The following is a 15,168-nucleotide window of genomic DNA, read 5'->3' as shown; positions in this document are numbered from 1 at the left end:
GCGGGGCCGCACCGGAGTGTGCCGACACCTCACTGTGCCGCAGCTCTACATCGATGTAAAGAGGCAACGGACCCGCATCCCGGGGACGAGGATGCGGGTCCGAGGGCCGGCCAACGGTGCGCAGTGCCCGCCATCGACCGTCCAGCTCAGTCGGCCGGACCCTCCACCAAGGTCACGGTGGCGGTCTGGCTGGCACCGGTCGCGGTGGTCCAGGTCAGCGCCACCTGGTCACCGGGCGCGTGCTCGGCCAGTGCAGCACTCAGCTCCTCGCCGGAGGTCACCGCGGTGCCGTCCACCGCAGTGATGGTGTCCCCGGTGGTCAGCCCGGCCTCGGCGGCAGGGGTCCCCTCGATCGCACCCGCGATGACCGCACCGGAGCCAGTCACCCCCGGCAGGCCGCTGCTCGCGCTGGACAGCTGCACCCCGAGAAACGCGGGGTAGCCCAGAGTGATGTCCTCGGTGTCCTGCCCGGAAGCGATCTGTCGAGCCACGGTCAGGGCGTCCTCGATCGGGATCGCGTACCCGGTGATATTCGCCGAGCCGGAGGAGGCCGCCGTGGTGATGCCGACCACCTCCCCCTCACCGTCGATCAGCGCACCCCCGGAGTCCCCGGAGACCACGTCGGCGTCCACTTGAATCAGGTCGCTCAGCTGCTCCCCCGCGGCGGCTCCCTCGGCCTGCGTGGTGATCGACTGCGCCAGTGCGGTCACGGTGCCGGTGGCGGCCATCAGCGTGCCCCCGCCCTCCGCGTTACCGACTGCGGTCACCGTGTCGCCCACCGCGGGGTCCCCGTCGTCATCGACGGTGGCGGTGGTCAGCCCGGAGGCACCCTGGAGCTGGAGGACGGCGATGTCGGAGGTGGCGTCCGTGCCGACGACGGTGGCGGTGTAGGTCTCCCCCGTCGACGGGATGGTCACGGTGATCGCGGTGGAGCCCTCGATCACGTGGTTGTTGGTGAGGATCAGCCCGTCCGAGGTCAGCACCACACCGGAGCCGGCGGCCCGTGCCGACTGGTACTCCAGCACGGTGTTGATCAGCACCACACCGGCGGATTGCTCGGCGGTGGCCTCGGTGGTGTCCAGCACACCGGAGGACGACCGGTCCTGGGACTGCGTGCCCGCACCAGGCAGCTGACCGAAGGATCCGAACCCGCCCTGGGTCGGCGGCTGAACCCGACCCTGGCTGCTCGAACCGGCTTCGGGGTCGGCACCGTCCTGGGTGGGGGCGACCGCCAGGTCGGTGTTCTGCTGCCCGAGTGCCACACCCAGACCCAGACCACCGCCGATCAGGCCGAACGACAGCACCCCGGAGGCGACCAGCGCGGCGGCGGTGCGGCGGTGGTAGTGGGCGCGTGCGGGGATCGGCCCGACCTCCGGGCCATCGTGCTGAGTGTGCTGCGGCTGCTGCTCCATCGTTCCTACCTCCTGCGCGCGGCACCACGGTGGCGTCCACGGCATTCAGGAGACGACTGTCACCCGAAGGTGCGCTGGGGCTTGCCTGGGAGTCAGCCGTGAACACGAACGCCGACGGCACCGGTGTGCCCCGGTGCCGTCGGCGTCACAGCGCAGCTCAGTCGGTGAAGCGCTCGCCACGCTCCACGGTCCGGGCGCCCTCCGCCTGCGACCAGGTGAACACCGTGCGGCCCTCGATCAGCACGTGCTCGGCGCGGGCGTGCACATCCAGCGGGTCGGTGGACCACACCACCACGTCACCGTCCCGGCCCGGCTCCAGCGCACCGATCCGCTGCTCCAACCCCAGGAACGACGCCGGGTTCACGGTCAGCGCCTCGATGGCCACCTGCGGGTCCAGTCCGTCCTTGACCGCCAACGTCGCCTGGTGGATCAAGAAGTTGATCGGCACCACCGGGTGATCGGTGGTGAGCGCCACCCGCACTCCGGCCTTGGCCATGTCGACCAGGTTGGTCACCGCGCGGTCCTTCAACTCCACCTTGGAGCGGGAGGTGAAGGTCGGCCCGTAGATCACCGGGATGTCCTTCTCCGCCAGCACATCGGCGATCTTGTGACCCTCGGTGCCGTGGTTCACCACCAACTTGTAGCCGAACTCCTCGGACAGCCGGATCGCGGTGGCGATGTCATCGTGCCGGTGGGTGTGCTGATCCCAGACCAGCTCGCCGTCCAGCACCCGGGCCAGGGTGTCCAGCGTCAGGTCCTGCTTGAACGGCTCGCCCTTCGCCTCCGCCGCGGCCTTGGCGGCCCGGTAGTGCTGCGCCTCGGTGAAAGCCTGCCGGATGATGTACGCCACGCCCAGCCGGGTCGACGGGGTCTGCTTCTTCTCTCCGTAGACCCGCTTGGGGTTCTCGCCCAGCGCCGCCTTCACACTGACCGCCGTGGAGATCACCTGCTCGTCGACCGTCCGGCCGCCCCAGGTCTTGATCGCGACGGTCTGCCCGCCGATCGGATTGCCGGACCCGGGCTTGACCACGACCGAGGTGATGCCGCCGGACAGCGCGTCCCGGAAACCCTCGTCCTCGATGTTGATCGCGTCCAGCGCCCGCACCCCAGCCATATTCGGGCCGGTCATCTCATTCGTGTCGTCTCCGGCCCAGCCCAGGCCCTCCTCGTCGATGCCGACATGGCCGTGCGCCTCGATGAAGCCGGGCAGCACCCACTTGCCGGTGGCGTCGATCACCCGCGCCTCGGCAGGCACCGAGACGTCAGCACCGACGGCCTCGATCTTGCCGTCGCGGATGAGGACGGTGCCGCCCTCGATGACGGGGGCGGACACGGGCACAACGCGGCCGCCGGTGAGGGCGACCAGGGAGGAAGTAGTCATGGGGCCACCGTAGAACGTCGCATTCGCGCACGTCAGGACGTTCCTACAATCGAGCATGCCCCGATTCGTCTGGCCTGTGGGCCTGTGCGCAGTGACCGCCCTGGCCGGGTGCACCGACCCCCAGCCGTCGACCGACACAGGCCCAGTCACCGGCATCGTCACCTACCACCCCGGGTACCACTTCGGCCCGGCGACTGAACTGCGGATGGAGTTGGACTCAGACACTGCCACTCTCACCGTGGTCAGCGACGGCCTCACACCGCTGCGGCAGCACATCGACCAGGCCAACGACGCCGCGATGATCCGCGCGCTACGCGAGCACGACGCGCTGGACGGCCGGGAGGGTGAGGGCGACACGGGGTGCGTGGACGGCGACGGGGGTTCCCTGCACCTGACGATCGCCGACCAAAAGATCACCGAGTGGTTCGGCTGCGGGCAGCCCGGGGTCACCGCGGACGCGATCACCGCCGCCGGATTCGACGTGGACGAGATCCTGGACGAGGTCCGCGCCCAGTTCTGAGCAGCGGCTGTCACCCCCGCCCGCCATGTGGCACCGTTCCCCGGGTGCGATACGTGATCATCGGTGCCGGCGCGGTCGGCGGGACCATCGGCGGGCTGCTGCACGAGGCGGGGCGGGAGGTGGTCCTGGTCGCCCGGGGCGCGCACCTGGCCGCGATGCGCGAGCACGGTCTGCGACTGACCACCCCGGCCGGCACCCGGGTACTGCACGCTGCGACGGCAGACGGCCCGGACCAGGTCGAGCTGCGCAGCGGGGATGTGCTGGTGCTGGCGGTCAAGAGTCAGGACACGGCGGCGGCTCTGGCGGCCTGGGCGGAGCAGCCGGTGGACGGCGACCCCGATCGGACGGCCGCTGACGAGTTGCTGTTGGTGCTGGCGCAGAACGGCGTGGACAACGAGCGCACCGCGCTGCGCCGCTACCGCCGTGTCGCGGGAATGTGCGTGTGGCTGCCCGCGACGTTCCTGGAGCCGGGCCGGGTGTCCGCAGCGGGGTCGCCGGTCACCGGGGTGCTGACCCTGGGGACGGTGCCGACTGCGGACCCGACCGATCCCGACCTGCCCCGGGTGTCGAAGGATCTGGTCGCCGCCGGGTTCCGGGCGCCGGTGGTTCCGGATGTGCTGGCCTGGAAGTACGCCAAGCTGCTGTCGAACCTGGGCAATGCGGTCGAGGCGCTGTGCGGCCCCTTGCGCGGCAACGCCGCCGCCCGTCACCTGCTGGACGCCGCGGTGCAGGAGGCGGAGCGCGCCCTGGCCGCTGCCGGGATCGTGCGGGTGTCGGATGCGGAGCAGGCTGCGGCCCGGGCGGACTTCACCCTGGTGGATCTGCCCGGTGAGCCGCGCGGCGGCGGGTCGACCTGGCAGTCGTTGCAGCGCGGGGCGGGGTCGGTGGAGGCCACCTGGTTGAACGGTGAGGTGGTGCTGCTCGGCCGGTTGCACGGGGTGCCGACCCCGGTGAACGCGGTGCTGCTGCGTCGGGTGGAGCAGCTGGCGGCGGCGGGTTCCGGTGCCGGTGGGCACGACGCGGCCGCACTGCTCGCCGAGGCCCGATGACCACCCCGACGGCCCCGTCCGCCCCGGCTCCCCCGCCCGGTCCGCCCAGCACCCGGGTGGACCGGTGGGTGTGGGCGGTGCGCCTGACCAAGACCCGGGCGGCCGCCGCGAGCGCCTGCCGGGCCGGACACGTGCGGGTGAACGGCGAACGCGCCAAACCCGCCACCAGCATCAAGGTCGGCGACGAGGTGCGGGTGCGCGGCGACGGCCCGGAGCGGATCGTCACGGTGCGGGCCGTGATCGAGCGCCGGGTGGGGGCGGCCGTCGCGGCGGTGTGCTTCCGGGACGACACCCCGCCACCCCCGCCGAAGGAGCACGTGGCCCTGGCCGCACAGCGGGATCGCGGTGCGGGCCGTCCGACCAAGCGGGAACGGCGGGAGATCGACCGGCTGCGCGGCCGCGAGCGCTAACGCCCGACCCGCTCGATCAGCGCCATCGCATCGCGTGGCGCCCGCACCTTGGTGTCGTTGTCGAAGAACACCCACACCTCCCGCTCCTGGGGCACCGCCGGACCACCCAACCGGTGCGCATCCGCCGGTTCGCCACCACTGGCCCACGTCCTGACCCGGCGCGCCCAGCGGTCCAGCGCGGCCTCGTCGTAGCCGGAGGTGTACAGCTCGCTGTCCCCGTGCAGCCGGAGGTAGACCAGGTCGGCGGTGACGTCCTCCAGGTAGGGCCAACGCCCGGCGGTGTCGGCCACCACCAGCCCGAGGCCGAGCTCGCGCAGCAGAGCCGGGAACTCCGGTGTACGGAAACTGTCGTGCCGCACCTCGAGCACGTGCCGGATCGGTAGGTCCGCCTCGGCCTCGGTCAGCGCCCGGCCCTCGCCGTCCAGTCGACTGTCGTGTTCCCGGGCCAAGGCGGCGGCGTCCACGGTGCTGCGCGGGAGGTCGGCGGCGAAGCGACGCAGGCGGTCGGGGTCGAAGCCAAGGGTCGGCGGCAGCTGCCAGAGCACCGGACCCAGCGCGGGTCCGAGCGCCAGCACTCCGGAGGCGAAGAAGTTGGCCAGCGGGGTCCGGGCGTCGGCGAGCTTCTTCATATGCGTGATGAAGCGCGGACCCTTGACGCTGAACCGGAAGCCCGACGGCACCTGGGACGCCCACTGGCGGTACGAGGTGGGACGTTGCAGCGCGTAGAACGAGCCGTTGATCTCGATGGCGGTCATCCGCTCGGCGGCATAGGCCAGCTCCGCGCGCTGGGGCAGCCCGGGCGGGTAGAACACCCCACGCCAGGGGGCATAGCGCCACCCGGAGATGCCGACCCGGATGTCCGCTGCCATGATCGCCGACGCTAGGCAGCGTGGCCTGGCCCAGCAACCGCACCGGTCGGCCACCCGCCATTCACCGGTCGGACGGATGAAGGCGGTACACCATGGCCGTGTCTCCCACTACCGCCGTCGTCGACGCACCCTCGATCCCCCGCCGCCGCGTGCTCGCCTGGGCGGCCTGGGACTGGGGATCGGCGGCCTTCAACGCGGTGGTCACCACCTTCGTCTTCACCCGGTGGCTGACCAGCGACGCCTTCGTCACGCCGGGGGCCGTCGGGGACGCGCTGGACCGGGAGCTGGCCCGGCACTCGTCCTGGTTGGGCTGGGGGCTGACCGCAGCGGGCATCCTGGTGGCGGTGCTGGCCCCGGCGCTGGGTCGACGGGCGGATGGCAGCGGGCATCGACGCCGCGCCCTGGCCTGGCACACCGGGCTGACGGTGCTGGCCTGTGCGGCAATGGCGCTGATCCGTCCCGACCCGGACGTGCTGACCGCGAACCTGCTGGCCGGGATCGCGCTGCTGGCGGTCGGCACGGTCACCTTCGAGCTGGCCTCGGTGCACTACAACGCGCTGCTGTCGACCGTCTCCACCCCCGCGACGGTGGGCCGGGTGAGCGGGCTCGGCTGGGGTGCTGGGTATCTGGGCGGGATCGTGCTGTTGGCGGTGCTGCTGGTCGGCTTCGTACAGCCGGAGGTGGGCTGGTTTGGAGTGACCGCCGAGGGTGGCGCGAATATCCGCGCGGCGGTGCTGGCTAGCGCGGTGTGGTTCGGGGTGTTCGCGGTGCCGGTGCTGCTCGCGGTTCCGGAACCAGCGGTGGTCGCCGGGACGCCCAGAGTCGGGCTGCTGGACAGCTACCGCCGGGTGTTCACCGACCTGCGCCGACTGTGGCGGGAGGCGGGTGGGCTGCGCGGGACGGTGGGCTTCCTGCTGGCCAGCGCGGTGTACCGGGACGGGCTGACTGGGGTGTTCACCTTCGGGGCGGTGATCGCCTCGGGGACCTTCGGGTTCAGCGCCTCCCAGGTGCTGGTGTTCGCGGTGGGTGCCAATGTCGTCGCCGGGGTGTCCACCCTGGTCTGCGGGCGCTGGGACGACGTGTGGGGTTCGCGCCGGATCGTGTTGGTCGCGCTGGTCGGACTGGTGGTCACCGGGATCGCCACCTTCGCACTGGCGGATGCCGGACAGTCCGCGTTCTGGGTGTGCGGGCTGCTGCTGTGCTTGTTCGTCGGACCGGCGCAGTCGGCGAGTCGGAGCCTGCTGATGCGGGTCACACCTGCGGGGCAGGAGAGCGCGATGTTCGGCCTGTACGCGACCACCGGCCGCGCGGCGAGCTTCCTGTCCCCGCTGGCGTTCTCGGTGGCGGTGGGGGTGTCCGGGAGCCAACGGTGGGGCATCCTGGGCATCGTGCTGGTGATCGCGATCGGGTGTGGGCTGCTGCTCGCGGTGCGTCCTCGGGCGACCGCATGAGCCTGGACTGGCGGCCCGATCCGCTGGGGCCGGGGTGGGAGCAGGCCACCGTGCCGGTGTCGGTGCACGACCCGGAGCTGGTCGCCACCCTGGTGCGCCGGGGTGCGCAGCACGGCGAGGCCGCGATGCTGCACGTGCACGGCTTCAACGACTACTTCTTCCAGACCCATCTGGCCGAGGCCGCCGCCGCACAGGGCCTGGCCTTCTACGCCCTCGATCTGCGCCGCTGCGGGCGGTCCTGGCGGCCGGGCCAGGTGCCCCACTGGGTGGACGACCTGGCCGAGTACCGGGTGGATCTGGCCCTGGCCGCCCGCTGGCTGCGCGGGCTGGGGCACGAGCGTCTGGTGCTGCACGCCCACTCGACCGGAGGGCTGACCGCGGCGCTGTGGGCGCACAGCCCGGCCGGACGGGAGGCCGTGGATGCGCTGGTGCTGAACAGCCCGTGGTTCGACCTGAACGCCCGCTGGTTCGACCGGGTGGTGTCCACCTGGGTGCTGGACACCCTCGGGCCGCTGGACCCGCAGCGGGTGATCACCGACGGCCCCTCGGCGTACTCCTACCACCTGCATCGCGAACACGGTGGGCGTTGGGACTACGACCTGCGCCTCAAACCCCCCGGCGGGTTCGCGGTGCGGGCGGGCTGGTTGCGGGCAGTGCGTCGCGGGCAGGCCCGGCTGGCCCGGGGGCTGCGGATCGAGGCACCGGTGCTGGTAGCCACGGCCGCCGAGTCCGGCCCGAACGCGCTGGACAATCCCCTGCTGGACGCGCAGGACACCGTGCTGGACGTCCGACAGATCTGGGCCCGGGCACCCCAGCTCGGACCGGATGTCACCGAACTGCGGGTGCCCGGTGGCATCCATGACCTCACCCTGTCCGCCGACGGCCCTCGGGAGCTGTACCTGTCTCGGATGTTCGACTGGGTGTGGCAGAGCTTGGATGCCCGGGCGGCCTGACCTGCGTGATGTCAGGGCTGTGGGTGGCCTGCGGCATCCTGATCGGGTGCCCGTGACCCGCACCCACCGCCCGGACGGGCCCCTCGACGTCCGGCTCACCCTGCTCGCCCTCCGGCGCGGCGGCGGCGACCCGACGTTGCGGATCGGTGCAGAGGGGGCGGTCTGGCGGACGGTGCGCACCGCGGACGGCCCAGCCACCCTGCATCTGACCGTTCGACCGGGCGAGGTCACCGGCACCGCCTGGGGGCCGGGCGCGGAGCGGGTGATCGCCGGCATGCCCGACCTGCTGGGCGCGCGGGACGATCCGCGCGCCTTCGACCCGGCCGGCCACCTCGGCCTGCACCGCGCCGCCCGAGCGATGCCCGGGTTACGCCTGCCCCGCACCGAGGACCTGGTGGGTGCGCTGGTCCCGGCGGTGCTCGAACAGCGCGTCCTCACCATTGACGCGCACCGTGCCTGGCGTTCCCTGGTGTTGCGGCACGGGTCCTCCGCACCGGGGCCCGCCCCGGAGGGGATGCGGGTCGTCCCGGATGCGGCGACCTGGCGCGACGTGCCGGTCTGGGACTGGCGGCGGGCCGGTGTCGACGACGCCCGCACCAGAGCCATCAGGCGGGCGATGTCCGTGGCACGTGCGCTCGAGCAGGCGGTGGACCTCGATTCCACCGCCGAGCTGACTCGGCGGATGTGTGCGGTGCCCGGTATCGGCGTGTGGACGGCCGCCGAGGTCTGCCGCAGGGTGCTGGGCGATGCGGACGCTGTGTCCGTGGGCGATCTGCACCTACCGCGCCTGGTCGGTACTGCCCTCGGACGACGGGTCGCCCAGGATGAGGTGATGGACGCGCTGTCCCCGTGGGCACCGCATCGCGCACGGGTGGTGCGGCTGCTGGAGTTGGTCGAGCATCGCACGGGCCGACGCGACCGCCCTCGCCCCCGACGGGCCGCGCGCTTCGGGTAAGGAATGCCGCAGGGGCCACCGACGCTGCACAATGGCCTGGCACCAGATCCGAGCAGAGGAAGCCACTGTGAACCAGCCCCGCATGAACGTCGAGTCGTTCAACCTGGACCACCGCACCGTCGTCGCGCCGTACATCCGGTTGGCCGACAAGAAGGTGCTCCCGGCCGGTGACGTGATCAGTAAGTACGACGTGCGCTTCGCCCAGCCGAATAAGGCGCACCTGGAGATGCCGGTGATCCACTCGCTGGAGCACATGTTCGCCGAGCACTCCCGCAACCACTCCGACCGGGTGATCGACTTCTCCCCGATGGGCTGCCAGACCGGTTTCTACCTGATCCTGCAGGGCGAGTGGGCCGACGAGGAGGTGCAGGACCTGGTCGCCGCCACCCTGACCGACATCACCACCGCCACCGAGGTGCCCGCCGCCAACGAGGTGCAGTGCGGCTGGGGTGCCAACCACACCCTGACCGGTGCGCAGGAGGCCGCGACGACCTTCCTCGCCCACCGCGCCGAGTGGAGCCAGGTCACCGCATGAGCCTGACGCATGTGCGCGCGGTGATCGCCGTCGCGATGCCGGACGAGGCCGCGCCGTTCCTGGAGCGGGCCGACCACATCGCCGATCCGGTGACCGTCGGTGGTGCCGAGCACCACGAGATCGAGCTGTCGGGGCAGCCGGTGCTGCTGGTCCGGGGCGGGATCGGTCTGGCGAATGCGGCCTCCGCCGCCTCGGCCGCGCTGGTGCTGGTCGCCGCAGCGGGTGGGCAGCCCGCTGCGCTCATCTCCGCCGGGTCCGCCGGTGGGGTGCAGGCCGGGGTGCATGTCGGTGAGGTGGTGGTCGGCACCGAGCACCTGTACACCGGCGCGGATGCCCGGGCCTTTGGCTACGCCCTGGGCCAGGTGCCGGGGATGCCCGCGGTGTACTCCGGCGACCCGGAGCTGCGCCGGGCTGCCCTGGCCGCGGAGGTCGGCGATCTGACCCTGCGGACCGGGCTGATGCTCTCCGGTGACCAGTTCGTGGACGCGGCGCTGGTCGCCCCGGTGCGCGAACAGTTCCCCGGTGGCCTGTCCACGGATATGGAGACCACCGCACTGGCCCAGGTCGCGCACGTCTACGGTGTGCCGTTCCTGGCTGTGCGTGGCATCTCCGACCTGTGTGGCCCGGCGGGTGCCGACGACTTCCGCACCCACGTCGACGACGCCGCCGACCGCTCCGCGGTGGTGGTGACCGGGATGCTGGCCCGCCTCACCGAGCAGGAGCCGGCCGCGAGCTGATCACACGACGACTGCCCCGGGTTGCCGCGCTGGCATCCGGGGCAGCCGCGTGTGCGGGGTCCGGCTATTGCTCGCCGCCCGCCATCGACGCCACCGCCTGCCGCACCGCCTCCGGGTCGCGGGTGACCAGCACCGGGCAGCGCGCCCGATGCACCACCGCCCGACTCACCGACCCGAGCACCAGGCTGACGAACCCGCCCCGCCCCCGGGTCCCCACCACCACCAGGGCCGCATCTGCGGTGCGCCGGATCAGCACATCCCGGGCCCGGCCCTCGACCAGCCGCACCTCGGTGGCCAACTCCGGCCGGGTCTGGCACCAGCTGCGTGCCCGATCCGCCACCAGCTCCGCGGACTGGCGGGCACCATCGGCCGTGGACGGTGCCCGCAGCGCACGCAGTTGGGGTGTGGTCGCCTGCACGGTCGGTGTCCAGGCCACCAGGACCTGCAACTCCACGCCCAACAGCTCCGCTGCGGCCCGGCCCTCCTCCACCGCCACGAAGGACGCCGGCGACCCGTCGAATCCGACCACCACCGGTCCACGACCGGGCCGGGCGCTCTGCGGCACCACCGCCACTGCCGTCGGCACCTGGTGCAGCACCCCTGAGGTCACCGAACCGAGCAGCGGGTTGCGTCCTGACCCGTGTCGACCGACCACCACCAGCGGGGCGGCCACCCCGCGCCGGGCCAGCACCGACACCGGCGACCCGTGATCCAGCACCGGGCGCACCTCGATCCCCGGCTCAGCCGCCAGGGCGATCCGGACACCCTCCTCGGGCACCTCCCGCACCTGTGCCAGCACGCGTTCGCCCAACCAACTCGTCCCCGCGCCGCCCCCCGGTTCCGCGAAGCCCCAGGCGTGCACCACATCCAGTGGCCGACGCCGTTCCTTGGCCCGCGCCGCCGCCCATCGCACCGCCGCACCGGCCTGCGGCGACCCGTCGTACCCGACCACGATCGCGCTGTGCATCACGTCCTCCTCGACGTCGCTGTGCTTCACGATGCGTCGTCCGTGGCCGCCGTTCCAGGGCCATCGGTCCCGGATCAGCGCCCGGTGGTGGAGAAGTGCTGCAGGTCCACCGGCGAGGACCAGTTCCCGCCCCACTGCCAGCCCCGTGCGGCGAACGCCTCCACCTGGGCGTCCTGCACCACACCGGGCTCCTCCGGCCGATCGACGTAGGCCGCGCCCTCAGGCGGGAGCACCACTGAACCGCGCAGAAAGGGATTCTCCCGCGGGTTCAGGTCGATCGCCCGGCCGTAGGCGTGCTCGGACCACCCGCGGCCACCGGATACCGGGCGGCAGTTGAAGGCTGAGGTGTTGTCCGCGGCCATCGACGCGTCGTCATCACCGCCGAACTCGTCCACCAGCCGGATCGACCGGATCGGGAAATGCTGGGCATGCAGGGTCTCGAACACCGCGAGCGCACTGTCGGCCACCTGCGCGTGCAGCACCAGCTCGCCCTGGGCCTCGGTCCCCTCGAACGTCCAGTACGTCACCGTCACCAACCGCAGATCCTCCGGCCCGACCGGGCACCCCTCCCGCCAGGAGGCGGTCAGGCGCGCGGGGTCGAGTGGCTTCACCGAGCCTCGGAACCCGGTGATCACCAGGGCACCCTCCACTGCGTTCCGGTCCGACCAGATCACATCCTCCGGGTCGACCGGCACCGTGAACGCGTCTGGGTCCTGTGTCGGCGACGGTCCCGGTGCCGGCAGCGCCCCGTGGGGCACCGGCCGGACCCGGCCCGCCGTCGAGGGCGGCAGACATCCGCTCAGCAGCGCCACCAGGGCGAGCAGGCCCAGCAGGAGCGCCACCGTCCCGACGTGCGCCCTGTCCGTGCCCCGTTCCCCCGCTGGCGTGCCCCCGCGCATGCTCCCCACGCTAGGCCTCGGACAGGACGGCCGCGCGGCGTCGCCCTATCGTGGGGCGGACCGTCAACTCGTGCGGCGGACCCGTCGACCGACAGGAGCCACGTGCGCCGACCGGGACTCATCCTCGGTGTCCTCGCCCTGGCTGCCGCCGCGCTCGCGCTGCTCCTCCTGCTGCGCGACCCGGCCCCGCCCGCACCAACTCCGGCCCCGCCGACCCCGACCGCCCCCACCGAGGCGCTCACCGGCGTGCTGTCCACCGGCTTCGACGACCCCGATCAGGGCACCACCGGGTGGGAACCGTTGGGCGAGGGCGTCGGTGTGGAACGCTCCGGCCAGGTGCCCGCGGTGGGCACCGGGTCCCTGCTCGTCACCGGCCGCACCGAGACCTGGCACGGTGCGCAGGTCGACGTCACCGGCGTGGTCTCCCCCGGTGTCCGGCACACCGTCACCGCCGCGGTCCGGTTGGGGCAGGGCGGTGGCGACGACCCCGGCGAGCAGCGTCACGGTCAGGTGCAACTCACCCTGCAGCGCACCGGCGGAGACGAGCAGTTCTGGCACATCGCCAGCGCCGAGGTCACCGCCGACGCGTGGGCCACGGTGACCGGTGCGGTCGAGCTGCCCGCCGACGCCACCGACGGTCAGTGGCGGCTCTACCTGGAGTCCACCGACACCCTCGCCGACCTCCGCCTGGACGAGGTGCAGATGGCCCGCCCCACCCCGCCCGTCCAGAAGGACATTCCCGCCCTGTCCGCCGCCACCGACACCCCGCTCGGCGTCGCCGTCGCCGGGCAGGACCTCAGCGGACGCCCCGCCGAACTCCTGCTGCGGCACTTCGACCAGCTCACCGCCGAGAACGCGATGAAGCCCGCGGTCGTCCAACCCGTGGAGGGTGAGTTCGACTTCGAGCCGATGGACCAGATCCTCGACTTCGCCGTGGCGCACGACCTGACCGTGCACGGGCACACCCTGGTCTGGCACAAGTCCACACCGGACTGGTTCTTCACCAGCCCGGACGGGCGACCGCTCACCGACGACCCGGCCGATCAACAGCTGCTCCGCGACCGGATGCGCGCCCACCTGCAGGCCGTCGCCGACCACCTGACCACCCGCTACGGCGCGGACAATCCGGTCGACTCCTGGGATGTCGTCAACGAGCCGCTCGACCCCACCCAGCCCGACGGCCTGCGCCACTCCCGCTGGTACGACATCCTCGGCCCCGACTACATCGCCGAAGCCTTCGCCATCGCGCGTGGCGTCTTCGGCCCGGAGGTGACGCTCTACCTCAACGACTACGACACCGACGCCCCCGATCGCCGCCGCGCGCTGCTTTCCCTGCTCGACGACCTGCGCACCGCCGGAGCCCCCGTCGATGCTGTCGGCCACCAGATGCACCTGCGACTCGGCTCCTCCGTCGACCGGGTGAACGACACCCTCGACGCCGTGGCAGCCGCCGGATTCCGGCAGGCGATCACCGAACTCGATGTCGCCCTCACGCCCGCTGACCAGCAGCTCAGCGCGGTCACCGCCGAGCAGCTCGACGCGCAGGGCGACCTGGTCGAGGACTTGGTGGACGTCTTCATGGCGCACGACCCGGAGTTCGTCAGCGTGTGGGGGCTTTACGACACCCGATCCTGGCTGCGCACCTGGCCCCGGGACCGGCCGTTGGAGGCCCCGCTGCTCTTTGACGACGAGCTCCAGGCCAAACCGGCCTACCGCGGGTTTCTCGCCGGACTGACCGGCTGACTTCGCCCCTGCGATGCGCCAGAGCCCCCAGCCGAACGTCCCGCTCGGCCACCGGGACGCGCTCCGGTCCACGTCGCCGATGCTGGTCACCGGCGGTTCTTCTCATCCGCGTAACGTCGACGCCGTGACCGTGAACTTGCTGTTCCGTGCGATCTGCCGAGTGGGCCCCACGATGCTCTGCAACCGCGGCCGGTAGCCCAGCCCGGAGTTCCACACCGACCACAGCTCACCGCCAGGCCGCAGCACCCGCGCCGCCGCCGCGAACAGCTCCGGTGCCACCCGGTCCTCCACCGCCGCACCGACGTGGAACGGCGGGTTCAGCACCACGAGGTCCACACTGCCGTCCGCGATCCCATCGGTGCCCCGTGCACGTTGCACGGTGATGTCGAGTCCGTTGGCCGCCGCGGTCGCCCGCGCCGACTCCACCGCCGCCCAGGACTCATCGGTCGCCACCACGGACAGCTCGGGCCGAGCCAGGGCCAAGGAGGCGGCCAGGATGCCGGTGCCGCAGCCCAGGTCCACCGCCACGCGAGCGTCCGGCACCGCCACGATCAGCTGCTCGGCCAGGAACCGCGTGCCGATGTCCACCTTGTTCCCCGCGAAGGCCGCGCCGTGCGCACACACCGTCAGCCCCAGATCCGGGTGTCGCACGCTCCGCGGCCAGGCGCGGGTCCGGTCGGCCTCGCCCTGAGCACCTTGAGCGCCCGCGGCATGCAGCACCCGCGACTTCTGCCGCCCACGGCTGGCCCGCACCTCAGTGAAGTACCCGCCGAGCACGTCGTTCATCGCCCGGGACAGGTGCTTCTCCCGGCCACCGGCGACCACCGCCACCTCCGGTGCCGCGTGGTGGGCGATCATCCCGGCGATCTCGTCGAGCGCGTCCAGCGACCGCGGCAGCTGCATCAGCACCACCGTCGCTCCGGCCAGCAGCTCCGCGTCCAGCCCGTGCACCTGGAACCGGTCGGTCAGACCCAACCGCTCGGCGTTGGCGGCCAGCGCCTGCTCGCCGGTCAACCGGTCGGTGTGCACCCGAACGCCCGCGGAGCCGAACCGGTCCACGGCGCCCAGGGTCAGCGCCCCGTAGCGGTCGCCGATGACCACCACGGTGCCCGGTGTGCACTCGCGCACCAGCGGCTCCGCCTCGTCCAGGATCAGCCGGTCCGCTGCGTCCACCGCCACCAGGTCCGGGGAGTCGAGCTCCGGCTCCGTGCGCAGGTCGGCGAGCAGGTCGGCGGTCATGGATCTCGCTTTCGCATGAAGGTGGGCAGGGCTGGGCGAACTGAGAAG

The 15,168-nt window shown here is 72.3% G+C and carries 15 protein-coding genes; 9 read left to right on the top strand and 6 right to left on the bottom strand.

All coding sequences use genetic code 11. The annotated features are described in order from the left end of the window. Nucleotides 1–146 precede the first annotated feature (146 nt). Both AB0N78_RS06505 and AB0N78_RS06500 read right to left on the bottom strand, forming a co-directional pair. Nucleotides 147–1,412, bottom strand: coding sequence for a trypsin-like peptidase domain-containing protein (locus tag AB0N78_RS06505; protein WP_363387294.1), 1,266 nt, complete (start codon nt 1,410–1,412; stop codon nt 147–149). Nucleotides 1,413–1,569: 157 nt separating this feature from the next. Continuing rightward, nucleotides 1,570–2,793, bottom strand: a complete 1,224-nt coding sequence (locus AB0N78_RS06500; RefSeq protein ID WP_363387292.1) for an amidohydrolase — start codon at nt 2,791–2,793, stop codon at nt 1,570–1,572. Nucleotides 2,794–2,848: 55 nt separating this feature from the next. Here AB0N78_RS06500 and AB0N78_RS06495 point away from each other — a divergent pair, with 55 nt between their 5' ends. Genes AB0N78_RS06495 through AB0N78_RS06485 form a run of 3 tightly spaced genes read left to right on the top strand, consistent with a single transcriptional unit; the run spans nt 2,849 to nt 4,772 of the window. Further along, the gene (locus AB0N78_RS06495) at nt 2,849–3,313 is read left to right on the top strand and encodes a hypothetical protein (RefSeq protein WP_363387289.1); all 465 of its coding nucleotides are present in this window, start codon (nt 2,849–2,851) and stop codon (nt 3,311–3,313) included. Nucleotides 3,314–3,357: 44 nt separating this feature from the next. Then, complete coding sequence (locus AB0N78_RS06490; RefSeq protein WP_363387286.1) at nt 3,358–4,362, top strand: 2-dehydropantoate 2-reductase N-terminal domain-containing protein; 1,005 nt, start codon at nt 3,358–3,360, stop codon at nt 4,360–4,362. Beyond that, nucleotides 4,359–4,772 (top strand): S4 domain-containing protein, encoded by a 414-nt coding sequence (locus AB0N78_RS06485; protein WP_363387283.1) that lies wholly within the window; start codon nt 4,359–4,361, stop codon nt 4,770–4,772. The genes AB0N78_RS06490 and AB0N78_RS06485 overlap by 4 nt, the downstream gene beginning before the upstream one ends. On the opposite strand, the gene AB0N78_RS06480 is transcribed toward AB0N78_RS06485, so the two are convergent. After that, nucleotides 4,769–5,641, bottom strand: a complete 873-nt coding sequence (locus AB0N78_RS06480; RefSeq protein WP_363387281.1) for a DUF72 domain-containing protein — start codon at nt 5,639–5,641, stop codon at nt 4,769–4,771. The genes AB0N78_RS06485 and AB0N78_RS06480 overlap by 4 nt on opposite strands. 92 nt (nt 5,642–5,733) lie before the next feature. Between AB0N78_RS06480 and AB0N78_RS06475 the strand changes: the two genes are divergently transcribed. The 5 genes from AB0N78_RS06475 to mtnN all read left to right on the top strand — a co-directional run bounded on the left by AB0N78_RS06475 (nt 5,734) and on the right by mtnN (nt 10,272). Further along, nucleotides 5,734–7,092, top strand: a complete 1,359-nt coding sequence (locus AB0N78_RS06475; protein ID WP_363387278.1) for an MFS transporter — start codon at nt 5,734–5,736, stop codon at nt 7,090–7,092. Then, nucleotides 7,089–8,045, top strand: coding sequence for an alpha/beta hydrolase (locus AB0N78_RS06470; RefSeq protein WP_363387275.1), 957 nt, complete (start codon nt 7,089–7,091; stop codon nt 8,043–8,045). Before AB0N78_RS06475 ends, AB0N78_RS06470 begins: the two co-directional genes overlap by 4 nt. A 46-nt stretch (nt 8,046–8,091) precedes the next feature. Then, a complete protein-coding gene (locus AB0N78_RS06465; RefSeq protein ID WP_363387273.1) occupies nt 8,092–9,000 on the top strand; it encodes a DNA-3-methyladenine glycosylase 2 family protein in 909 nt (302 codons plus the stop codon). 82 nt (nt 9,001–9,082) lie between these two features. Further along, the gene (locus AB0N78_RS06460; RefSeq protein WP_363388224.1) at nt 9,083–9,535 is read left to right on the top strand and encodes an S-ribosylhomocysteine lyase; all 453 of its coding nucleotides are present in this window, start codon (nt 9,083–9,085) and stop codon (nt 9,533–9,535) included. Continuing rightward, complete coding sequence (gene mtnN, locus AB0N78_RS06455; RefSeq protein WP_363387270.1) at nt 9,532–10,272, top strand: 5'-methylthioadenosine/S-adenosylhomocysteine nucleosidase; 741 nt, start codon at nt 9,532–9,534, stop codon at nt 10,270–10,272. Before AB0N78_RS06460 ends, mtnN begins: the two co-directional genes overlap by 4 nt. Before the next feature lie 64 nt (nt 10,273–10,336). Here the strand turns inward: mtnN and AB0N78_RS06450 are convergent, their stop codons facing one another. Further along, nucleotides 10,337–11,269 (bottom strand): universal stress protein, encoded by a 933-nt coding sequence (locus AB0N78_RS06450; RefSeq protein ID WP_363387267.1) that lies wholly within the window; start codon nt 11,267–11,269, stop codon nt 10,337–10,339. A 44-nt stretch (nt 11,270–11,313) separates the two neighbouring features. Continuing rightward, complete coding sequence (locus AB0N78_RS06445) at nt 11,314–12,138, bottom strand: M15 family metallopeptidase (RefSeq protein ID WP_363387264.1); 825 nt, start codon at nt 12,136–12,138, stop codon at nt 11,314–11,316. A 102-nt stretch (nt 12,139–12,240) separates the two neighbouring features. Here AB0N78_RS06445 and AB0N78_RS06440 point away from each other — a divergent pair, with 102 nt between their 5' ends. Further along, nucleotides 12,241–13,881, top strand: coding sequence for an endo-1,4-beta-xylanase (locus tag AB0N78_RS06440; RefSeq protein ID WP_363387261.1), 1,641 nt, complete (start codon nt 12,241–12,243; stop codon nt 13,879–13,881). A gap of 102 nt (nt 13,882–13,983) precedes the next feature. Here AB0N78_RS06440 and AB0N78_RS06435 read toward each other — a convergent pair whose 3' ends face one another. Next, nucleotides 13,984–15,120, bottom strand: a complete 1,137-nt coding sequence (locus AB0N78_RS06435; RefSeq protein ID WP_363387258.1) for a methyltransferase — start codon at nt 15,118–15,120, stop codon at nt 13,984–13,986. Nucleotides 15,121–15,168 lie beyond the last annotated feature (48 nt).

The organism is Cellulomonas sp. NPDC089187 (assembly GCF_040685135.1).
Taxonomy (GTDB): domain Bacteria; phylum Actinomycetota; class Actinomycetes; order Actinomycetales; family Cellulomonadaceae; genus Cellulomonas.
This window is presented reverse-complemented; position numbering and strand designations above follow the sequence as displayed.